Source organism: Paenibacillus sp. J22R3 (genome assembly GCF_056269305.1).
This window is the reverse complement of sequence record NZ_JBWDNS010000003.1, coordinates 164,226-185,301: the sequence shown is the minus strand read 5'-3', so window position 1 is coordinate 185,301 and position 21,076 is coordinate 164,226. Positions and strand designations below refer to the sequence as shown.

19 protein-coding genes are annotated in these 21,076 nt (G+C 49.0%); 16 read left to right on the top strand and 3 right to left on the bottom strand.

The window, feature by feature from the left end:
• The first annotated feature begins 151 nt into the window (after positions 1–151).
• The 8 genes from AC0YN4_RS15600 to serC all read left to right on the top strand — a co-directional run bounded on the left by AC0YN4_RS15600 (position 152) and on the right by serC (position 9,888).
• Positions 152–1,792, top strand: a complete 1,641-nt coding sequence (locus tag AC0YN4_RS15600) for a S1C family serine protease (protein ID WP_475782036.1) — start codon at positions 152–154, stop codon at positions 1,790–1,792.
• 180 nt (positions 1,793–1,972) lie between these two features.
• Positions 1,973–2,665 (top strand): response regulator transcription factor, encoded by a 693-nt coding sequence (locus AC0YN4_RS15595; protein ID WP_475782035.1) that lies wholly within the window; start codon positions 1,973–1,975, stop codon positions 2,663–2,665.
• Between the two features lie 4 nt (positions 2,666–2,669).
• Complete coding sequence (locus tag AC0YN4_RS15590) at positions 2,670–4,154, top strand: sensor histidine kinase (RefSeq protein ID WP_475836157.1); 1,485 nt, start codon at positions 2,670–2,672, stop codon at positions 4,152–4,154.
• A gap of 70 nt (positions 4,155–4,224) precedes the next feature.
• Positions 4,225–5,175, top strand: a complete 951-nt coding sequence (locus AC0YN4_RS15585) for a 4-hydroxy-3-methylbut-2-enyl diphosphate reductase (RefSeq protein WP_475782033.1) — start codon at positions 4,225–4,227, stop codon at positions 5,173–5,175.
• Between the two features lie 20 nt (positions 5,176–5,195).
• Positions 5,196–5,705: a DUF2062 domain-containing protein gene (locus AC0YN4_RS15580; protein WP_475782032.1), complete on the top strand. Its 510-nt coding sequence runs from the start codon at positions 5,196–5,198 to the stop codon at positions 5,703–5,705.
• A 143-nt stretch (positions 5,706–5,848) separates the two neighbouring features.
• Positions 5,849–6,910: a 3-deoxy-7-phosphoheptulonate synthase gene (gene aroF / locus AC0YN4_RS15575; RefSeq protein ID WP_091220966.1), complete on the top strand. Its 1,062-nt coding sequence runs from the start codon at positions 5,849–5,851 to the stop codon at positions 6,908–6,910.
• A gap of 272 nt (positions 6,911–7,182) precedes the next feature.
• Positions 7,183–8,607 (top strand): type I glutamate--ammonia ligase, encoded by a 1,425-nt coding sequence (gene glnA, locus AC0YN4_RS15570; protein ID WP_475782031.1) that lies wholly within the window; start codon positions 7,183–7,185, stop codon positions 8,605–8,607.
• 192 nt (positions 8,608–8,799) lie between these two features.
• Positions 8,800–9,888, top strand: a complete 1,089-nt coding sequence (gene serC, locus AC0YN4_RS15565) for a 3-phosphoserine/phosphohydroxythreonine transaminase (protein WP_475782030.1) — start codon at positions 8,800–8,802, stop codon at positions 9,886–9,888.
• A 99-nt stretch (positions 9,889–9,987) separates the two neighbouring features.
• Here serC and AC0YN4_RS15560 read toward each other — a convergent pair whose 3' ends face one another.
• Positions 9,988–10,716 carry a response regulator transcription factor gene (locus AC0YN4_RS15560; protein ID WP_090981930.1) on the bottom strand — a complete coding sequence of 243 codons (729 nt, stop codon included), beginning with the start codon at positions 10,714–10,716 and terminating at the stop codon, positions 9,988–9,990.
• 114 nt (positions 10,717–10,830) lie between these two features.
• Between AC0YN4_RS15560 and trmL the strand changes: the two genes are divergently transcribed.
• The 3 genes from trmL to AC0YN4_RS15545 all read left to right on the top strand — a co-directional run bounded on the left by trmL (position 10,831) and on the right by AC0YN4_RS15545 (position 13,352).
• Complete coding sequence (gene trmL, locus AC0YN4_RS15555) at positions 10,831–11,295, top strand: tRNA (uridine(34)/cytosine(34)/5-carboxymethylaminomethyluridine(34)-2'-O)-methyltransferase TrmL (protein ID WP_475782029.1); 465 nt, start codon at positions 10,831–10,833, stop codon at positions 11,293–11,295.
• 148 nt (positions 11,296–11,443) lie between these two features.
• Positions 11,444–11,695 (top strand): AbrB/MazE/SpoVT family DNA-binding domain-containing protein, encoded by a 252-nt coding sequence (locus AC0YN4_RS15550; RefSeq protein WP_475836156.1) that lies wholly within the window; start codon positions 11,444–11,446, stop codon positions 11,693–11,695.
• Between the two features lie 460 nt (positions 11,696–12,155).
• The gene (locus tag AC0YN4_RS15545) at positions 12,156–13,352 is read left to right on the top strand and encodes an aminotransferase-like domain-containing protein (protein WP_475782027.1); all 1,197 of its coding nucleotides are present in this window, start codon (positions 12,156–12,158) and stop codon (positions 13,350–13,352) included.
• A gap of 90 nt (positions 13,353–13,442) precedes the next feature.
• On the opposite strand, the gene AC0YN4_RS15540 is transcribed toward AC0YN4_RS15545, so the two are convergent.
• Together AC0YN4_RS15540 and AC0YN4_RS15535 are read right to left on the bottom strand one after the other, a co-directional pair.
• Positions 13,443–13,763 (bottom strand): Rieske (2Fe-2S) protein, encoded by a 321-nt coding sequence (locus AC0YN4_RS15540; RefSeq protein ID WP_475782026.1) that lies wholly within the window; start codon positions 13,761–13,763, stop codon positions 13,443–13,445.
• A 20-nt stretch (positions 13,764–13,783) separates the two neighbouring features.
• Positions 13,784–14,590 carry a DUF2161 domain-containing phosphodiesterase gene (locus AC0YN4_RS15535; RefSeq protein WP_475782025.1) on the bottom strand — a complete coding sequence of 269 codons (807 nt, stop codon included), beginning with the start codon at positions 14,588–14,590 and terminating at the stop codon, positions 13,784–13,786.
• 443 nt (positions 14,591–15,033) lie between these two features.
• Here AC0YN4_RS15535 and AC0YN4_RS15530 point away from each other — a divergent pair, with 443 nt between their 5' ends.
• From AC0YN4_RS15530 to AC0YN4_RS15510, 5 genes are all read left to right on the top strand, one after another.
• Positions 15,034–16,932 (top strand): PrkA family serine protein kinase, encoded by a 1,899-nt coding sequence (locus AC0YN4_RS15530; RefSeq protein ID WP_475782024.1) that lies wholly within the window; start codon positions 15,034–15,036, stop codon positions 16,930–16,932.
• A 151-nt stretch (positions 16,933–17,083) separates the two neighbouring features.
• Positions 17,084–17,458 (top strand): hypothetical protein, encoded by a 375-nt coding sequence (locus AC0YN4_RS15525; RefSeq protein WP_475782023.1) that lies wholly within the window; start codon positions 17,084–17,086, stop codon positions 17,456–17,458.
• 218 nt (positions 17,459–17,676) lie between these two features.
• A complete protein-coding gene (locus tag AC0YN4_RS15520) occupies positions 17,677–19,134 on the top strand; it encodes a circularly permuted type 2 ATP-grasp protein (protein ID WP_475782022.1) in 1,458 nt (485 codons plus the stop codon).
• A gap of 27 nt (positions 19,135–19,161) precedes the next feature.
• The gene (locus tag AC0YN4_RS15515) at positions 19,162–20,163 is read left to right on the top strand and encodes an alpha-E domain-containing protein (RefSeq protein WP_475782021.1); all 1,002 of its coding nucleotides are present in this window, start codon (positions 19,162–19,164) and stop codon (positions 20,161–20,163) included.
• Positions 20,160–21,044, top strand: a complete 885-nt coding sequence (locus tag AC0YN4_RS15510; RefSeq protein ID WP_475782020.1) for a transglutaminase family protein — start codon at positions 20,160–20,162, stop codon at positions 21,042–21,044. The genes AC0YN4_RS15515 and AC0YN4_RS15510 overlap by 4 nt, the downstream gene beginning before the upstream one ends.
• Positions 21,045–21,076 lie beyond the last annotated feature (32 nt).

Below are 21,076 nucleotides of genomic sequence, written 5' to 3'. Positions count from 1 at the left end.
CATTATAACAATTTTAAGTTTGATTTAAGGTAGATTGTGCATGATAGAACTATGAAAGCTGAATGATTCGCTAAGCCAATCACAAGCAAGAACATAAAGCACTTATTACAAACTTAACAAACATGGGAAAACATTTGAGGAGGAATAAACAATGGACGATCAAAACAAAAAAAATAATGGTTACGAGGATTTCTTCAACAATGAAAATAACAGTAACCATAACGAAGATAATCGCGATAAAGATCACCAGCCGTACAACGCAAACGAAGGTAAGCCGCATGAGGAAACCGATAAGAGCTCTTACTACTATTCATACGGACCATTCAAATCCGGAGCTGCCGATTCTGAACCGCCGCAACGACCGGTCAGCGGCGACTCAACTGCTAACGCTGCTGCCCAAGGCGGATTTGGCGGCAGCCCGGATGGGTTGCATAACTCGGTTGAAGTTACGCCGCCTGCACAGCTTCGTGCATTCGCACCATCACAATCCGCAGCGCGCGGCGGCTGGCAAATGAAAGAAACCAAACGCAGTCCATTCAAGGCGATGTTTGCATCCTTCCTCGCCGGCGTAATCGTTGTTGGTTCACTTATGTTCGTATCGGATAAGCAGAATTGGTTCACTGCTGATCAAGCGCTCTCGCAATCCTCGGAGCAAGCAAGCTCCGCGGTGGGTAAAGCAGGCGATGACGGCAAAGTATCGGCAGCGGCCGATGTGGTCAGACCAAACAATATTGCACAGCTGTTTGAGAAAGCAAGTCCGGCTGTTGTTAAGATCGAAACCTTCACGAAGCAACGCAGCGGCGGAGGCACGCAAGGCAATTCGATGGATGATTTCTTCAGCCAATTCTTCGGAGACCAAGGCGGTCAAGGCGACCAAGGGCAGGGCGATGGTTCCGGACAAGGCGGAGCCGATCAAGGCAACGGCGAATTAACGCCGGAAGGAATCGGCACAGGGTTCTTCTTCGATTCCACTGGCTACATCTTAACGAACCAGCACGTTATCGGCGATGCCGATGAAATTCAAGTAACCGTGCAAGGTCACAATAAACCGCTTGTTGCCAAGAAGCTTGGCTCTGATTACAACTTGGATCTAGCGGTATTGAAAGTAGAAGGAACAGGCTTCCCGACACTCCCAATCGGCAGCTCCGACAAGATCAATATTGGAGATTGGGTTGTCGCGATCGGTAATCCATATGGCTTTGACCATACGGTAACAGTCGGCGTATTGAGCTCCAAGGAACGCCCGATCAGCATTCCGGATTCCCAAGGCACGCGTCAATACGAGCATTTGCTGCAAACGGACGCTTCCATTAACCCGGGTAACTCGGGCGGACCGCTGCTCAACCTGCAAGGTGAAGTAATCGGTATTAATACGGCCGTAAGCTCGCAGGCACAAGGCATTGGATTCGCAATCCCAACAAGCACGATTCAAGAAGTGCTGGAGAACCTGAAAGCGAATAAAGAAATTCCGAAGAAGCCGGTTCCATTCATCGGGGCGAACTTGGCTGAGATTACAGATGAAATCGCCAAAGAGCTTGGTTTATCCAGCAAAGAAGGCTCGATCGTATCGAGCGTACTGTACAAATCGCCTGCTTATATGGCAGATCTGAGACAATATGACGTTATCACCGGTCTGGACGGCACTAAATACAGCAACCGTGAAGATTTGATTGCTCAAATCCAGAAGAAAGCGGTAGGAGACACCGCAACGCTCAACATTATTCGTAACGGTGAGAAGATGGATCTGAAAGTAACCGTAGGCAATAAGAATGAGTTTGCAAGCCAGCAATAACAATAACAGCAGCATTAGCAATCGAACAGTGTTACCCGGGCGCAAACAGTCGCATAGACTGTCTGCGCTTCTTTTATGGAAGAATACGGACAAGCTGTTTCGTGGGAAACCGGTGTTGCGCTATAATATGTAGGCAGGTTTTGGAAGGAAAAACTAGTTGTTTGACGATGGGGGATTAGGATGAGAGCGCATATATTAGTAGTGGATGACGATGATAAAATAACTTCTCTGCTTCGACGAAGCCTGGCATTTGAGGGTTATGAGGTCGCGACGGCGAACAATGGGCATGAGGGCTTGAAGCAAATGCTCGTAAGCGATCCGGATTTGCTCATTCTGGACGTCATGATGCCGCAGCTGGATGGCTGGGAAGTTTGCCGCCGGGTTCGTGAAGGCGGAAGTACCGTGCCGATTCTGATGCTGACGGCAAAGGACGATATCACTGACCGTGTGCGCGGACTGGATCTGGGCGCAGATGATTATTTGGTAAAGCCGTTTGCGCTGGAGGAACTTCTGGCTCGTGTGCGTGCGCTGCTTCGACGCAAAACCGACAAGCTGGAAGAGAACTCGAGCAGCTTGCAGTTTGAAGACTTGACGCTGGATTTGGATTCGCGCGAAGCGATTCGTTCCGGACGCCGAATTGATCTCACTGCGAAGGAGTTCGACCTGCTTCAGCTGCTGATGCAGAATCCGCGGCGAGTGCTGACCCGCGATGCGATTATGGACAAAATATGGGGCTTTGATTACAGCGGCGAATCCAATGTGCTGGAGGTTTATATTGCCATGCTGCGCCAGAAGACGGAAGACGGCAAGAGCCCGCGCTTGATTCAGACGGTTCGGGGCACCGGGTACGTGCTTAGAGGCGAAGGAGGCTGATTCCATGTCGATTCGATTAAGGCTCACAATATGGTACTCGGTGATATTGGCAGTCACGCTTATTGCGTTTGGGGTCGCCATCTATTTCTTCGTCAACTACAACACGTACAAGGAAATGAGAGCCAAGATCGAGCAGCAAGTCAATGCGATCAATATTACGTCCACGCTGGATATGTTCGGTAATTATCAAACGCCGAATTTCGTTATCGGCGATGACGAGATGTTTATTCAAGTTGATAATTATAAGAATGGTGTCGTCAAGACGACGTCGAACCTGCGCAGGATCGACCAGCTTCTCCCTAAGCCGGACGTAAAGGAAATCAACGATAGCTACGAAGGGTTTGAGCATGTAAAGGCAGGACCTTATCCGTTTCTCGTATATCGGCATATTTTGAAGCAAAATAATGAAATATTCGGATTGCTGCAGGTTGCGGCTTATTCAGGCAGGGAAGATAAGTTTCTGACCGAGCTGCGGACGACCTTGATTTCTTCCCTGATTATTGTCGTACTCATCGCCTTTACGATTGGGTTATTTCTTGCGCGTCAGGCGCTGCGGCCGATTGAGAATGTCATTCGTGCGAGTGACCGAATCCAGAATGGTTCTGATCTCAGCGTGCGTATTCCGAGAGAAGGACCACCTAACGATGAGCTTGGACGCTTGGTCGATACGTTAAACGGCATGTTAGGCCGTATCGAAACGACCTACAATGGGTTGAACGAAGCCTACAAAGCGCAAAGGCGATTTGTCTCCGATGCATCGCATGAGCTTCGCACACCGCTTACGACGATTCGCGGAAATATCGAGCTGCTGGAGCGGATGTGGCTGCCGACGTTAACTCAGGGAACCGATGCAGACGGTGAAGGCATGCCGCAATTAAGTGAACAAGAACGCAGTCGGATGATGCTGACCCGTGAATCCATGCTGGATATCGCAGGCGAAGCGAAACGAATGTCCAGCCTTGTGAATGATCTATTGTCCCTTGCGCGCGCAGATGCCGGCTACCAAATGGAGAAGTCCGTGCAGCCGCTCCTGCCGCTGGTTGAGGACGTGGCACGTAAGGCACAGCTGCTTCCAAGAAAAGCAGAATGGAAAATCGGGAACCTTGATGCCATTTCAAACGTAGAAGTAAATGCGCATGCCGATTTTCTTCGTCAGCTCTTTTTTATCTTCGTCGAGAATGCATTCAAGTACACACCTGGCGGCTATGTAGAGCTGCGTGCCATTGTATCCGGCGATCAAGCCGGCATTGTCATCAAAGATACCGGAATTGGCATGGACCACGAGCAGGTTCCTTACATCTTCGAACGATTCTATCGTGCAGATGAATCGCGCGGTGAAACGAGCGGAACCGGCCTGGGATTGTCGATTGCCAAGTGGATTATTGATGAGCATGGCGGTTCGGTCGAGGTTTCGACGCGAGAAGGTGCGGGAACGACATTTGTCGTATGGCTTCCGATTGCTTTCCACGAGAAGTCGAATGAAGTATAATAAATAGAACTGGGTCTTAAAGAGGCCTGTCCGTGAACACTGGTTTAGCAGGAAAGCAGGTGCAAGCAGTATGGAAATTGTGAAAATTTCACCGCGTGGTTATTGCTACGGCGTCGTTGATGCCATGGTTCTGGCGTTGCAAACCGCCAAAAATTTAGACTTGCCGCGGCCGATCTATATTTTGGGCATGATCGTTCATAATAGTCATGTGACAGAAGCGTTTAAACAAGAAGGCATCATTACGCTTGACGGCGAGAACCGTTTGGAAATATTAGAACAAATCTCGAGCGGTACCGTTATTTTCACAGCGCATGGTGTTTCTCCGGAAGTACGCAGACGCGCGAGGGACAGAGGCTTGACGGTCGTGGATGCCACTTGCCCGGATGTAACCAAAACCCATGATCTGATCCGGGAGAAGGTTTCTGAGGGCTACGAGGTCATCTACATCGGCAAGAAGGGGCATCCGGAGCCGGAAGGCGCCATCGGTATTGCACCTGATCATGTTCATCTCATAGAGCGTGAGAATGAGATTGATGCGCTTGCGTTAAGCAGCGATCGAATCATTATTACGAATCAGACGACGATGTCGCAATGGGACATCAGGCATTTGATCAGCAAGCTGCTGAAGACATTCCCTACAGCAGAAATCCATAATGAAATTTGCTTGGCGACGCAGGTTCGGCAAGAAGCGGTTGCGGAACAAGCCAAGGAAGCCGAGCTATGTATCGTGGTAGGCGATCCCAGAAGCAACAATTCCAACCGGCTTGCGCAGGTATCGGAAGAGATTGCCGGCGTGCCGGCTTACCGCGTTTCGGATGTATCGGAGATTGATGTGGAGTGGTTGAAAGGCAAGAAGCGGGTAGCTGTAACTTCAGGGGCATCGACACCGACACCGTTAACAAAGGAAGTCATCGCTTACCTGGAGCAGTTTAACGACGAGGATTCCTCTACCTGGGAAGCACGGCGTACAGTCAACATGAACAAATTGTTGCCTACTGTGCGAGTGAAATCGTCGCTGTGAGTGAAAGGGGCGCTACTCAAATGACGACTTCAAGCAAACCGCGCTCGATGAAACGTTGGCTCAAATTGAAATATACGCAGCTTATGCGGGCACCAGGCGGCCCATCGTTTGTAGCACTCGGTTTCGCTATCGGTATTTTTGTCGAAATGTTTACTTTACCAACTTACGGGCTAGCCTTTTTCCTGATTTTCCCACTGATCTATATGATGAATGCCAGTTTGGCGGGCGCATTGATCGGTTTTGTTTTTGGCAAAATTATCTTTATTCCAGTCGCATTTATCAATAGTATGGTTGGCGGCTGGGTTCTTCCGAACCATATCAAAATTTCGGTGCCTTTAGCGCCGGAATGGCTCGACCACATGCTGCTTGTTAATTTAAAGCTGATAGTGGGCGGAATTATTGATGGTATGGTGCTTGGCGCGCTATTCTATTTCCCTGTGAAGATGACGCTGCAGTACGTGGCCAATAAACGCAAGGAGAAAAGAAAGCTTCGCCGGGTATCTGTCGAAGTGAAGCCAGTCACGGAATAAAACATAGGACAGCAAGCCGGTCTCTTGACGAGGCCGGTTTTTTCATGTATATTTGCTTTAGCGATTAAAAGCATAAAAGCCTAACAGCATAAAAGCGTCGAAGCGAACACGCGTCTAAGCGTGATAGAGAGGGAGTCGAACTTATGATCGTAATTACGCAAAATAATGTAACGGAAGAGCGAATTGGTGAGATCGTGCAGCATATCGAGAGAGCGGGGGTGCAGGCGCATGTTTCCCGCGGGACAGACCGGACGGTTATCGGTATTATCGGGAAAGCAGAGCCAACCTTGGCTGAGCATCTTCGTCAAATGAAAGGCGTCGAGAACGTCATCAAGATCTCGAAGTCCTATAAGCTCGCCAGCCGCGACTTCCATCCGGACGATACGGTCATTGAAATTAAAGGCGTGAAGATCGGCGGGGAGCATCTAGCCATTATGGGCGGCCCTTGCGCAGTAGAGACACCGGAGCAGATCGATGAGATTGCCAGACTGGTGAAAGCTGCCGGCGGCCAAATACTCCGCGGTGGTGCGTTTAAACCGCGCACAGGACCTTACAGCTTCCAAGGTATTGGAGTTGAAGGGCTCGCAATGATGGCGGAAGCAGGCCGCAAGCATGGGCTGCTCACGATTACGGAAGTAATGACGCCGGAATACGTAGATATCTGCTGTGAGTATGCTGATATTCTGCAAGTTGGCACACGTAACATGCAGAACTTTGATTTGCTGAGGAAGCTGGGTACGGTGAAGACGCCGGTTCTGCTTAAACGGGGCTTCAGTGCAACCTATGATGAATTCTTGAACGCTGCCGAATATATTCTTGCCGGCGGAAATCCGAACGTTATGCTTTGTGAGCGCGGTATTCGTACTTTCGAGACCTATACTAGAAATACGCTCGACTTGGCCGCGATTCCGGTGCTGCAATCACTCAGCCATCTGCCGGTTATTTCGGATCCGAGCCATGGAACAGGTCGTCGCGAGCTGGTTGAGCCGATGTCGAAAGCTTCTGTTGCTGCGGGTGCAAACGGTCTTATCATTGAAATGCATACAGATCCTGATAATTCCATGACGGGCGATGGCGTTCAATCGTTGTTCCCTGACCAATTCGCGAACCTTCTAAAAGAATTGGAACAGCTGGGAAAATTAGTAGGCAGACGCTTCGACACACCTAAAGAGCCAGCTGAATATTTCAATACTTGGATCAAATAATAATTCATGCCATTGTATAATTATCGGAATATAAGAAGCTGCGACCTTTCATTTATGGGGGCTGCAGCTTCTTGTTTTTGGCGTCAATACAGGGGATTTCAACAATCTGACAATTATGTGAAGTTATCTAACAAGTGCTTTAAAAAATACCTTACATGACTATTGACGGTATTAAACTTGAAACCCTATAATAACAATCATAGTTTCAGATCAGAAGTTGAACAATTAATGTCCTACACATCGCAAATGTTCGGAAATGGAGGAAATACCTAATGTCAGTTCAAAACGTATTGAGCACTATTAAAGAGAACAGCATCATGTTTGTAGATTTCCGTTTCGTGGATCTTTCCGGCCACGCGCACCACATCACACTTCCTTCCACGGAAGTAGATGCCGACACTTTTGTTAACGGCGTAGCTTTTGACGGTTCCTCGATCCCGGGTTTCCGCGGTATTGAAGAGTCTGATATGGTTATGATTCCGGACACAGAGTCCAGCTTCATCGATCCGTTCACAGATCACCCAACATTGAATATTATGTGTAACATTCATACGCCAGATGGCGAGCGCTATGAGCGCGATCCGCGCGGCATCGCTCAGAAAGCAGAAGAATTCCTACAGAAGTCCGGCGTGGGAACAGCAGCATACTTCGCACCTGAGTCCGAGTTCTTCATTTTCGACGAAGTTCGTTACGAAAGCAAAATGAACACTTCCTACTACGAAGTGGATTCCGCTGAAGCTGGCTGGAATACGGCTCGTAAAGAAGAAGGCGGTAACCTTGGTTACAAAATTCCTGTAAAAGGCGGCTACGTTCCGGTTGCTCCTGTTGACTCCCAACAAGATATCCGCAGCGAAATGGTTCGCATCATGCAAGAATCCGGCCTTCGCGTTGAGCGTCATCACCACGAAGTTGCAACAGCTGGTCAAGCTGAAATCAACTTCCGTTTCGATACGCTGACTAAAACAGCTGACAACCTTATGAAATACAAATACATCATCAACAACGTTGCTCGCCAATGGGGCAAAGTTGCAACATTTATGCCTAAGCCGCTTTTCGGCGACAACGGCAGCGGAATGCATGTTCACTCCTCCATCTTTGACGGTGATTCCCCACTGTTCTATGACAAAGGTGCTTATGCAAACCTGAGCCCACTGGCTATGCACTACATCGGCGGTATTTTGCACCACGCTCCGGCGTTGATCGCAATTACAAACCCGTCGACGAACTCCTTCAAGCGTCTTGTTCCAGGCTACGAAGCGCCAGTAAACCTTGTATTCTCGAAAGGTAACCGTTCCGCTGCAATCCGTATCCCGGTTGCTGCAGTTACGCCGAAAGGCTGCCGTATCGAGTTCCGTACACCGGACTCCACAGCTAACCCATACCTCGCATTCGCAGCGATGCTGCTTGCAGGTCTTGACGGTATCAAGCGCAAGCTGGACCCAGTTGCTCTTGGTTATGGTCCATTCGATAAAAACATCTATGATCTTCCTGAAGAAGAGAAGAAAGAAATTCGCTCGGTTCCAGGAACGCTTGATGAAGCGCTTGACGCTTTGGAAGCTGACAGCGAGTTCTTGACTGAAGGCGGCGTATTCTCCAAAGACTTCATCGACAACTTCGTACAACTGAAGCGTGCTGAAGCGAAAGCTGTTGCAATCCGTGTTCACCCGCACGAGTACAGTCTATACTTCGACTGCTAATCCGAACTTATTCTACAAATTACTTTCAGCGAGCTCTCTCACGGAGAGCTCGCTTTTCATTATTCATAAAAAACGCTAAATCCGAATATTCGTAATAAAACTGTTGGTTTTTGTTCGACTTTTTACACTTGATGCGAAGCGTGAAACTTGCTATCATACGGATAAGCAAATTGAAGAGTGGAGTGAGCTACAGTGACGAATCGTGCGTATAATTTTAATGCCGGACCAGCGGCATTGCCGCTGGAAGTATTGCAGCAGGCACAACAGGAATTTATTGATTATGCAGGTGCAGGCATGTCCATTATGGAAATGTCCCATCGCAGCAGCATTTTTGAAGAGGTTAATGACGGCGCGCAGTCGCTCCTTCGCGAATTGTTCGGAATTCCAAGCAATTATAAGGTACTATTCCTGCAAGGTGGAGCAAGTACGCAATTTGCTATGATCCCGATGAATTTGTTGCATGCAGGCCAAACTGCGGCATTCGTTAACACAGGCAGCTGGGCAGACAAAGCGATCAAGGAAGCGAAGCTGTTTGGCGAAACCGCGATCGTAGCTTCATCGGAATCGGATAAGTTCAATCGCATTCCAGACCTAAGCAGCCTGCAACTCCCGACAAATTCCGCATATCTGCATATTACGTCGAATGAAACGATTGAAGGCACGCAATTTGCGGCTTATCCGGAAACCGGCAATGTGACGCTGATCGGCGATATGTCGAGTGATATTCTCAGCCGTCCGGTCGATGTCAGCAAATTCGGTATGATTTATGCCGGTGCACAGAAGAACCTGGGACCATCCGGGGTAACGATTGTTATCGTACGCGAGGATTTGGTTTCGGAGAGCCCGAAAACGATCCCGACGATGCTTCGCTACGATACACATGTGAAGAACAATTCCCTCTACAATACACCGCCGTCTTTCTCGGTATATCTGGTTGGCCTCATGTTGAAATGGGTGAAGGAGAGAGGCGGCGTTGCGGCGATGGAGCAATTCAATCGCGACAAAACAAAGCTGATCTACGATACCATCGATAACAGCGGCGGCTTCTACCGCGGCTTTGCAGACGTGAATAGCCGTTCGCTCATGAACCTCACGTTCCGTCTCGGTTCGGAAGAGCTGGAGAAGCAGTTCGTGAAGGAATCCGAACAGCAAGGTTTTGTTGGCTTGAAAGGTCATCGCAGTGTTGGCGGTTTGCGGGCATCGACATACAATGCTGTACCGCTTGAGAGCTGCAAGGCACTTGCAGATTTCATGGGCGATTTCCAGAAGCGCAATGGCTAGTAGTCGAAATCATGATAAATAGGCAAAGCAACAAGACCGCCGATTCTTCCATTCGTGGAAGGTCGGCGGTCTTGTTGAGTGCATATAGGTGTGCATGCGTTACGCTAATGACGAATCAGCAGTAGATGTGCTGCTTCCCGGTCCGGAGAGTTTATAGCCAACGTTTCGGACCGTCATGATATATTCAGGCGTTCGCGCATTTTTTTCGATTTTATCACGTAGATGGCTGATATGCACATCAACGATGCGTGTGTCGCCGAGAAAATGATAGTCCCACACACCGTGCAACAGCTGCTGACGGCTAAGTACTTTCCCGCGGTGACGGCATAAGTAAAGTAAAAGTTCAAATTCTTTAGGGGTCAATTCCACAGACTTGCCTTCGAGCTGAACTTCACGTTGCTCGGACAGAACGGTTAGTGGACCAATCGTATGCGTTGTTGATTCGCCTGATCCCGGCAGCGCCTGTGTTCTGCGCAATATGGCTTGAATGCGGGACAGCAGCTCTTGCGGCGAGAATGGTTTGGTCATATAGTCGTCAGCGCCATGATCAAGTCCTGCAATCTTGTCGCTTACATCGTGGAGCGCAGTTAACATGATAATGGGAACGACGTTATTTTGTTTGCGAAGCTCGCGGCATACTTGCAGTCCGTCCATCTTGGGGAGCATAAGATCCAACACGATGAGATCAGGACGAAACGGTTTAAGGAAGTCGAACACAGCTTCTCCGTCTGAAGCGCAACGCACTTCATATCCGGCAAGTTTTAAGTTAAACTCAAGCAATGTGGAGATTGATGGCTCGTCATCGACGATTAATATTTTCTTTTTCAAGCGCTTATGTTCCCCTTTCGTGCAACATTATAGTGGTATTATGACATACAAGTTTTCTCAATAGATTAAGCAAGCGTAAAAGCTGTGTAAAATGTGAAGGAGATTTGATAACAAATGGCATTTCATATCGTTCTCGTTGAACCGGAAATACCGGCAAATACCGGCAATATTGCACGTACTTGTGCAGCAACAGGTACAATTCTTCATCTGGTTCGGCCTCTGGGTTTTAACACAGACGATAAGACATTGAAACGGGCGGGGTTGGATTATTGGCATGCAGTAGAGGTTCACTATCATGATTCGTTCCAGGAGCTAAAGGAATTGTATCCGGAGGGGCGCTTCTTCTGCGCAAGCACGAGAAGTTCGAAGGTGTATTCGGAGCATCAATATAAAGACGGAGATTTCTTCGTGTTTGGGAAAGAAACCAAGGGGCTTCCGCAAGATGTGCTTGATGCGCATCCTGATACCTGTATTCGAGTGCCGATGACCGACAAAGTAAGATCGCTAAATTTATCGAATTCTGCGGCAATTGTGGTGTTCGAGGCATTTCGACAAAACGGTTTTGTGGGGTTAAGTTAAGATTAATTTATATTTAGGCGTTTATTATTGCAGAATACTAAGAAAATCGAAATAATTGCAGGAAATCACCGGTCATTATCGAACCTAGTAGGGAGCAACTGTCATATGACGTTTACTTGCAAAATGCGACTACAGGAGATGTGAATTTGTGAAACCGGCTGGTGTTGTGCGTAAAGTGGATCAATTAGGGCGTATCGTATTGCCAAAATCGCTACGTAAAAGATACCAAATGAATGAAGGGGACCCCGTTGAGATTCTTGTTCAGGGTGATCATATCATTTTGGAACGTTATCGTCCCCGTTGTGTGTTCTGTGGCACACTTGAGGGTGTACGCGAGTTTAAAGAGCGTTACCTGTGCGGAGGATGTATGACAGAGATGGCAGGACTGCGCCGGAGTTAACTCAGTGTGGAACTCCATTTGCATCAAAAAAGAAGCTTCCGACGATTGTCAACAATCGTTGAAAGCTTCTTTTTGTTGAACCTCTTGGTCCTATTGCATTACAAACCTTTAGTCTTGTCGTCATTGTAAGACGCCGTACACATGGCGATCAGAAACAAGGCCGAGACAGTGAGGACGATAAGAAAATTAATGGTCATTCGTATTCCCTCCTAAGCTGCCAGTACATATCATACATACTCCACTTTATTATACCCAACGACATGCAAAAAGAAAACGAACAAAGTTGTGAACAAGATGTTGCAGTAATTCTGACTCAGACATAAAATACAACACATTGGTGAACGCTGTAACAAATTGAAGAAAACCGAATAAATCCGTATGTTGTAAAGCGTTCTTCTAGTTGCTCCCATCACCAATTGCGCGTAAAATGTGTGATAAAGGAAATGGGGAGGGAATGAACGTGGAATACCGGTTTTCGAATCATGTCGAACGGCTGCAATCATCTGCTGTTCGCGACATATTGAAGCTAACGCAAGGCAAAGAGATTATTTCGTTCGCAGGCGGTTTGCCTGCCGAAGAATTGTTTCCGATTGACGCGGTAAGAGAGGCGTCCGAGCGGGTATTCCGTTCCGGTAAGAATACGTTGCAGTACGCTCTTACGGAGGGATTCTTGCCGCTTCGTGAGCAGCTTTGTGTGCGGATGGCACAGAAGGGCATGCCCGTCCAGCCGGATGAAATGATCATGACCACCGGCTCGCAGCAAGCTATTGATCTGATTACTCGAGTCCTGATGGAGCCGGGCGATATTGTCTTGGTGGAGAACCCAACCTATTTGGCAAGCTTGCAGGTATTTAATCTAAGCGGTTTGGATGTTGTTCCCGTTGCCAGCGATAAAGACGGCATGATCATTGCGGAAGCGGAGCGTCTCATCAAGCAGCATAAACCTAGATTGATCTATGTGGTGCCGACATTCGGTAATCCAACGGGGCGTGTTTGGAGCATGGAGCGCCGCAAAGGACTGCTTGAACTAAGCCATCGTTATGGTGTTCCCATTCTGGAGGATGATCCATACGGGGATATTAAATTTGATGTCAATGCCGACTATCCGACCTTGTTCTCGCTTGATGGTAAAGCAGATGGCGGCAATGTCCTTTATACAAGTACCTTCTCCAAAACAGTAGCACCGGCGCTTCGTACAGGCTGGGCAATCGGCAATCGCAACGTGATCTCGATGATGGCGAAAGCGAAACAAGCGGCTGATCTGCACTCCAGTTCACTCGATCAGCAGACGCTGGATCAGCTGCTCCGGCATTTCTCGCTGGATGATCACATTCAAGTGATCAGACAGGCGTATGGCGACCGTATGCAGCAAATGCAGAAGCTGCTGACGCAGCAGGGCTGGAGCGATGTGAAGTGGATCGAGCCTAAAGGCGGTATGTTCCTTTGGCTGGAGCTGCCTGAAGGACTGGATGCCGAAGCACTGCTTCGCGCAGCTGTGAAGAAGAATGTGGCCTTCGTTCCCGGCTCATCCTTCTATGCGGCTGAGCCTGCACGTAATACGGCTCGTCTGAACTTTACGTATACACAAGGGGAGCGCATGGCGACCGGTATTTCACGCTTCGCAGAAGCGTTGAATGAGTTTCTGGCGCGTCGCTAATTCATGAACATAGATGTCTAAGGCTAAGAGAAGAAGCCCAGAGTCCTTATTATGAGGAGTCTGGGCTTCTTCTGTTTGGTTATGTTCGAATTAGGCCTGAAGCAGAAATTGTCCGTCCCGAACCTCCAGCGGCGAGCAATCCAGCTGCTCTCCCGGAATGTTGGTGGATTCACCTGTCGCTTTATCGAAGCACCAGTAGTGCAGCGGGCAGATAAGCTCATTGAGATGCGGTCTGACAATACCGCCTGCATGCGGACAGATCGCCGAGATGAGATTATAACGCTGTTCTTCATCGGCCTTGCGCGGTGCTTCAACAATGTAATACGGCTGGTTGTTCAATTTCACATGTGCAGGAAATTCCGGGAAATCCTCAACATTGCCAATGATCTTAAAGCTATTCGTTTCGCTCATCTGTATCCGGTCTCCTTTGATCAGTTGTTTCTAGGAATGATTGCGGTGTTTAACGCTTGTGCAGGCTGCTGCTGCAGCCAAGCTTCAATAATATGGTTGTACTGCTTCAGCGCTGCAGCTCCGTCCGGTTTCAAGCTATAATGCCCTCGCCGTATTCGTTCAAACCAGCCGTAGTAATCTTTCTGGAGAAAATGGTTGGCTCGCGGAATTCCTGTCAGCTCCGCTGCTGCGCGTGGGGAAAGCTCGCCGTGCCGGCTAAGCGCCCATGCCACACGAAGTGCCTTCTCCCGATACGCGGTGACGAGCTTGCGGTTGTTGCTGCCACCGGTATTATAGTCGCCGCTGCGTTCACGAAACTCGGTGAGCAGCCGTGCTTGACGGACGCGCCGCTGTCCTCTCACCGGCGGATCACCTGGTTGACAAAGCATCTCCAGCACAGGTGATTTGGTCTTGAAGAAGGTTACCGTCATCAAGCCGATACCAAGCATGCGGCACAGCTCGGTCAGGTCGCCAAAACGCTGATTGTGTGCACCGACCTTCTTGCGATTGCGTTCGACGGCGAGGATAACATGGCTGTTTAATCGCAGCCTCTCGATACCTTGGAGCAGCAGCGCGAGATTGAAGGTTTTCTTCATTTCCACCAATATGGTTTCATTCGTATCCGGATGGATCGCAACGAGATCGCAATGCATGACCTCGCTCTTTACCTCAAATCCCTGTTTCTCAAAATAAGACTTGATTGGCGGATACAGCTCGGTTTCGTGTTTGACAGCCAATTCATCGCCTCGATTCCGTTGGAGGGTAGTCTGTTCACGATTATAGCACATTATGGACATCCCCTTAAGCCATTAATTCGTGGTTACATCCGGTGTCACAACTTTATTCGTGTCGGCCACGCCAGAAATTTGTCGCAAACGCCGCCATTCGACATGGGATTATAGGAGCGCGAAGGAAGGAGTCAAGTCTTCATACATATAGCTTCGAGCGCAATAGAGACGGGCAGATGCTCGTTTTAACAGAATTAACATTTTGTAAAATTAGTGTCTGCAGAGTGCGAATTATGGCGGAATCTTGTTTAAAAAATAGGGCAACTTCCCTTGCGAAAGCGCATAGGAATGTAATACTTCAATAAAAAATGCCGGGCAGCTTTAGATGGCTGGATAAATATTACCCGCATGCATGAGGCGTTCTAGTAAGTGGCATCAGGCTGGTCGGAGTATAGGCTTACGAAGTGAGTTTTGCAATCGCAAAACTTATAGGAGGTTACGGCATGGATATTTTGAAACGGATATCGGCGTACAGAGCGGAAGGCGAAAAACTTGCTTGGAGCGGATCTTTCAAGGACTACATCGACCTGCTGAAGCGAGATCCTACTCCGGCCATGACCGCGCATTCTCGTGTTTATGAGATGATCGAGTCGTTCGGGGTTGTGGATGATGGTGGCACAGCGAAGAAATACAAGTTTTTCGAACAAGAAATATTCGGCTTGGATCGTGCCGTTGAGAAGCTTGTAGAGGAATACTTCCATTCATCAGCCCGGCGGCTTGATGTGAGGAAACGGATATTGCTGCTTATGGGACCTGTCAGCGGCGGCAAATCCACCATTGTTACGATGCTCAAGCGAGGCCTCGAACAGTTCTCCAGAACAGAACGAGGAGCTGTATACGCAATTAAAGGCTGCCCGATGCATGAGGATCCGCTGCATCTTATCCCGCATGAACTGCGGCCTGAAGCAGAGCGGGAGCTTGGTGTCCGAATCGAAGGCAATCTGTGCCCATCCTGTCAGATGCGAGTAAGAACGGAATACAGCGGCGATATTGAGAATGTCCAAGTCGAACGTGTATTGATTTCCGAGGAGAACCGTATCGGGATTGGAACGTTCAGCCCATCTGATCCGAAGTCTCAGGATATTGCCGATTTGACAGGAAGCATCGATTTCTCCACCATAACGGAGTTCGGTTCAGAATCCGATCCGCGTGCCTATCGATTCGATGGCGAGCTGAACAAAGCGAACCGCGGTCTGATGGAGTTCCAAGAGATGCTCAAATGCGATGAGAAGTTTCTCTGGAATTTGCTTTCTCTGACCCAAGAGGGCAATTTCAAAGCCGGCCGATTTGCCTTGATCTCAGCGGATGAGCTTATCATCGCGCATACGAATGAAACCGAGTATAAGTCCTTTATCGCCAATAAGAAGAACGAGGCGCTGCAATCCCGGATGATCGTTATGCCGATCCCTTACAACCTGAAGGTGTCGGAGGAAGAGAAGATTTACAACAAGCTAATCGGTCAAAGCGATATGAAACACATTCATATCGCGCCGCACTCGCTGCGCTCTGCGGCAATCTTCTCCATCTTGACTCGACTGAAAGAGACGAAGAAGCAAGGGATGGACCTCGTTAAGAAAATGCGCATGTATGACGGCGAGGAGATTGAAGGCTACAAGGAAGCGGATCTGAAGGAAATGCAGTCGGAATACATCGAAGAAGGCATGTCGGGTATTGACCCGCGCTATGTCATCAATCGGATTTCGAGCGCGCTCATAAAGCAGGACCTGCAATGTATCAATGCCCTTGATGTGCTGCGTGCATTGAAAGACGGACTTGATCAGCATCCTTCGATTACGAAGGAAGAGCGGGAGCGATACTTAAATTTTATTTCCACAGCCAGGAAAGAATATGACGGACTCGCCAAGAAAGAAATTCAGAAGGCGTTCGTCTACTCCTTCGAAGAGTCCGCAAGAACGCTATTCGAGAATTATCTCGATAACATTGAATCGTACTGCAACTGGGCGAAGATCAAAGACCCGCTTACGGGCGAAGAGATGGATCCGGATGAGCGGCTCATGCGTTCGATCGAGGAACAAATCGGAGTATCGGAGAATGCGAAGAAAGCGTTCCGAGAAGAGATATTGATTCGGATTTCCTCGTACTCTCGTAAAGGTAAGAAATTCGATTACTACAGCCATGAACGGCTGCGCGAAGCGATCGAGAAGAAGCTGTTTACGGATCTAAAGGATATCGTAAAAATCACGACTTCGACCAAAACGCCGGATGAGAAACAACTCAAGCGTATTAATGAAGTAACAAAGCGGCTGATTGATGAGCATGGATACTGCCCGGTCTGTTCCAACGAGCTGCTGCGTTACGTAGGAAGCTTGCTTAACCGATAGTAGAGTGAGAGTGCCGCAGTACGCGCAAGTTGCGTACTGCGGCCTTCATTCGATTAGAGAGGTACAAGCATGTAGGCGGTGTACAGGCAAACCAATCATCTGTTAGAATAAGAACATAAGTTCTTATTTTGTTGCAGAAGGGGTGTTGGACATGCAGTTGTTGCTGCTGAACAAGAACGGAGAAAGCGAGTGGGTTCCAATGGATAAGATATGCTTCGTGTCACATTCTTCGAATGGGCCCAAGTTTGTGACCAAGAGTGGAGCGAGCTATCAGTATCCTCAGACGATGGAGCAAGTGACGCTCGTATTTGGACCATTCGGCTATGAGCGACTTGATCGCAACGTTGTTGTTAATATGGCGGCAGCTGTATGCTACAATCCGGTTGAACGAAATGTGTACTTCGATGATTCAGCCGAAAGCGGAGGCGGCTTATATGCCACGGTATCGGGAGCGAACGTCGACAAAGTAAAGCACCTGATTATTCGAGAAAATGAAGGGGTAACCTACGCGACTTCCGCTGCGTAATGTGGTAGGAAGGCGTGTAAGCGTAACCTAACAATAATATTCCTTAAATTACTGTAAAGGCTGCCTATATCGGGCTTTTTATGTGTTATATAAGTTGACATAGGTGACCTCATTGAGTATGATCTTAGTAATATAATCCAAATTGAGTACGATGAAACAGACAAGATAGTGCAAAAACTGACATGATAGTGACACTGATGGCTTTGGAGGCGGTTGACATGTCGATGGCGATGAAATCACAATTCGATCCTTACGATTCACAATCTTTCTACGACGAAATGTTCGATAAAGATCTTAATGTACGACCACATTATGAAAGTGTTCATCGAACGTTCGCCCGTATGAAGCCGCCGGAGCTGACAGCGCGCCACACAACCATTCAACAGCGGATGCTGGAGGAAGGAATCACGTTTACACTCTACACCCAGAATCAGAACGAGCCGCTCGAGCGTACAATCCCGTTTGACTACATTCCGCGCATCATTCCAAAGCATGAATGGGAAAGCATTGAACGCGGTATGAAGCAGCGGGTTAAAGCGTTGAATGCCTTTATCCGTGACGTCTATCATGAACAGCGTATCGTCAATGACGGCATCATCCCAAGACAAATGATCATCGGTAATAAATATTTTCGACCGGAGATGGCAGGTCTGCAAGTCCCGCAGAACGTCTATATGACCGCATCCGGCATAGATTTAATTAAGGACGAGAAGGGCCGCTATTTTGTGCTGGAGGATAATCTTCGTACACCGTCAGGGTTTTCTTACTTATATAAAGGGAGAAGCTTGATGAGTGAGCTGTTCTCCGATTTGTACTTGAACAGTTCGGTTGCGGATATCGAGCGCAGCTTGAATGTGTTTCTCAGCTCGCTGCGCAGCTTGGCGCCATCGGGGAAGCCGAACCCGCTTATTGTACTGCTGACTCCGGGTGCTTACAATTCCGCCTACTTCGAGCATGCATTTCTGGCTCAGCAAATGGGAATCCATCTGGTGGAAGGCCGCGATCTGGTCTACAAGGATCACAAAATCTATTTGCGCGATCTTCGAGGCTTGCGTCAGGTAGATGTCATCTACAGAAGACTTGATGATGAATATTTGGATCCATTAGCATTCCAAGCGGATTCGCTGCTCGGAGTTCCGGGTCTCATGAATGCTTATCGGGCAGGCAACGTTGCCATCGCCAATGCCCCGGGCACAGGCGTGGCAGACGACAAAGCGATCTATGCGTATGTACCGGATATGGTCCGTTATTACTTAGGTGAGGAACCCATTCTGCATAATGTACCTACTTACATTTTGTCACGCAAGGAAGAACGGGAGTATGTACTGGATAATCTGGATCAGCTTGTAGTCAAGGAAACCTCTCTCTCCGGCGGTTACGGGATGCTTATTGGCCCTGCTGCTTCCTCCAAGGAGATACATGCATTCGCAGACGCCATCCGCCGTGATCCTGGGCGTTACATCGCTCAAACGACGATGAAGCTGTCACGGGCGCCGGTGATGCTCGGAGGGGCTATGCAGCCGCGCCATATTGATTTACGCGTATTTGTGCTCATGGGCGCTCAAACCCATGTTATTCCGGGCGGATTGACTCGTGTAGCGCTTCAGGAAGGCTCTTTAGTCGTGAACTCTTCGCAGGGCGGCGGCGTAAAAGATACGTGGGTGCTTAGTCGTTAACGATTATAGGAAGCGGAGGGATGGACGATGCTGAACCGGAATGCAGAGGCTTTGTTTTGGATCGGGCGGTACATGGAACGGGCGGAGAACCATGCTCGGCTAATCGATGTTCACTATCACCTTCAGTCAGATGACTCGCATACGATACCGAAAGGCGAACCAGGCGAGAAGGCCCAATCGCTGTGCAAATGGGGGCGGATCGTCGATGCACTCGGCAGCAGAGCCGCATACGAGTCGCAGTACGGCACTTACACGGAACAGGATGTTGTGCTGTATATCACCCTTGATCGCGACAATGCGAATTCCCTCGTTACATGCGTTAATCATGCTCGGGATAACGTAAGGACGCTTCGGGAGAAGCTGCCGAGTGAGCTGTGGGATGTGACGAACGGTTTCTATCTGTGGCTGCGTGAGAAGCAGGCAGGGGATTGGACCCGGGAGTCGCCTCATCAATTTTTTGGCAAAATTAAAGAATGGACGGCTCTCTTTCAAGGGATCACACAGTCGGTAATGCCGCGCGAGAACGAGTTCCATTTCATTGAATGCGGCCGTTATCTGGAACGAACAGAGAATACGCTTCGCATTATGCAATCTGCGATTACGTCCAGAACCTTGCTCCCTTCGGATATGGATAGCGGTAATGATGTGTATCCATTCCTGCAAGCGGTGCTGCGTTCCGTTAGTGGCTACCAAACTTTCCGACGTTATTACGCGGATGGTTTCTCGCAGGAAGCGATTATGGAGTTCCTTATTCTGAATGAAGTGTTCCCACGCTCCGTTCATTACTCTCTGCATGCTCTCGATGAGCATTTGCGCGGTATTCAGCTGCAGGAGAAGCAGCTTCGTACGGCACATGATCGGATCATCCGGCAAGTGGTGAAGCTGAAGGCGGAGCTGGCTTGTTTGGAGCGGGAGGATTTGCAGCGGGATGAGGAAGGGCGAGTTACAGGACATTTACTCCAAGCTGCGGGGCAGCTGGGGGTGTCGTTTGCTCATACCTTTTTTCGTATGGGGGAGGTCAGCGCATGAAGCTTTGCATCTCGCACACAACGCAATACTCGTACAAGGATCCGGTTATGGACAGTGTCAATGAAATCCGGCTGACGCCATTTACGAATGAGCAGCAATCGTGTTATCAGCATTCCATCTCGGTGGAGCCGAATGCACCGCTCTTTAGTTATGACGATTATTTCGGCAATCGCGTGCACGCGTTCTCTGTCAATGACCAGCATCGCAGGTTGATCATTCGCACGCAGATGACGGTCGTCACGAAGGAAGCCGTTAAACCGATTGAAGGTCAGGAAGGCATGACGCCTAAGCAAGCATGGGATTGGCTGGCGACGGACGGAGCGATGAACCGGTTTGCCGAATATTTGCTGCCTACGGAGTATACAGGCATTACGCCTGAGGTTGCGGCATTTGCGGAAACGCCTCTGCTAAGTGATCCCAATGAGAAAGAGCAGGGCGTATACAGCTGGCTGGCCTATGTTTCCAATCGGATACGCAACGAGTTCGTATACGATCCGGAAGCGACCAATGTGCACACCATCGCAGGAGACATGATGCGCAGACGTCGCGGTGTCTGTCAGGATTTTGCCCATCTGATGATCGCGGCATGTCGCTCGAAAGGTGTGCCGGCTCGTTATGTGAGCGGTTATCACTTTGTCGGTGACTTGCGCGGGGGCAACGCGGATTTCGAGCAGGCTTCACATGCTTGGGTGGAGGCCTATGCGCCGGGTCTTGGCTGGTGCGGGTTCGATCCTACGAATGATGCGCTGGTCGGCGAACGTTACGTGAAGCTGGGCCATGGCCGGGATTATAAAGATATCGTCCCTGTCAAAGGTGTCTACCGGGGAACGAGCGAAGCGAATTTGGAAGTGAAGGTTGATGTGAGAAGGGTCGAGGCCTAGCAGATCGTATCCCCGGAGTGTTTGGGGATGCG

Coding starts and splice junctions, on each gene's coding strand:
- AC0YN4_RS15600 (WP_475782036.1), top strand. CDS start 152: ATGGACGATCAAAACAAAAAAAATAATGGTTACGAGGATTTCTTCAAC.
- glnA (WP_475782031.1), top strand. CDS start 7,183: ATGTCAGTTCAAAACGTATTGAGCACTATTAAAGAGAACAGCATCATG.
- trmL (WP_475782029.1), top strand. CDS start 10,831: ATGGCATTTCATATCGTTCTCGTTGAACCGGAAATACCGGCAAATACC.
- AC0YN4_RS15535 (WP_475782025.1), bottom strand. CDS start 14,590: ATGTGCTATAATCGTGAACAGACTACCCTCCAACGGAATCGAGGCGAT.
- AC0YN4_RS15590 (WP_475836157.1), top strand. CDS start 2,670: ATGTCGATTCGATTAAGGCTCACAATATGGTACTCGGTGATATTGGCA.
- aroF (WP_091220966.1), top strand. CDS start 5,849: ATGATCGTAATTACGCAAAATAATGTAACGGAAGAGCGAATTGGTGAG.
- AC0YN4_RS15585 (WP_475782033.1), top strand. CDS start 4,225: ATGGAAATTGTGAAAATTTCACCGCGTGGTTATTGCTACGGCGTCGTT.
- AC0YN4_RS15595 (WP_475782035.1), top strand. CDS start 1,973: ATGAGAGCGCATATATTAGTAGTGGATGACGATGATAAAATAACTTCT.
- AC0YN4_RS15580 (WP_475782032.1), top strand. CDS start 5,196: ATGACGACTTCAAGCAAACCGCGCTCGATGAAACGTTGGCTCAAATTG.
- AC0YN4_RS15520 (WP_475782022.1), top strand. CDS start 17,677: ATGTCGATGGCGATGAAATCACAATTCGATCCTTACGATTCACAATCT.
- AC0YN4_RS15515 (WP_475782021.1), top strand. CDS start 19,162: ATGCTGAACCGGAATGCAGAGGCTTTGTTTTGGATCGGGCGGTACATG.
- AC0YN4_RS15525 (WP_475782023.1), top strand. CDS start 17,084: ATGCAGTTGTTGCTGCTGAACAAGAACGGAGAAAGCGAGTGGGTTCCA.
- AC0YN4_RS15540 (WP_475782026.1), bottom strand. CDS start 13,763: ATGAGCGAAACGAATAGCTTTAAGATCATTGGCAATGTTGAGGATTTC.
- AC0YN4_RS15530 (WP_475782024.1), top strand. CDS start 15,034: ATGGATATTTTGAAACGGATATCGGCGTACAGAGCGGAAGGCGAAAAA.
- AC0YN4_RS15510 (WP_475782020.1), top strand. CDS start 20,160: ATGAAGCTTTGCATCTCGCACACAACGCAATACTCGTACAAGGATCCG.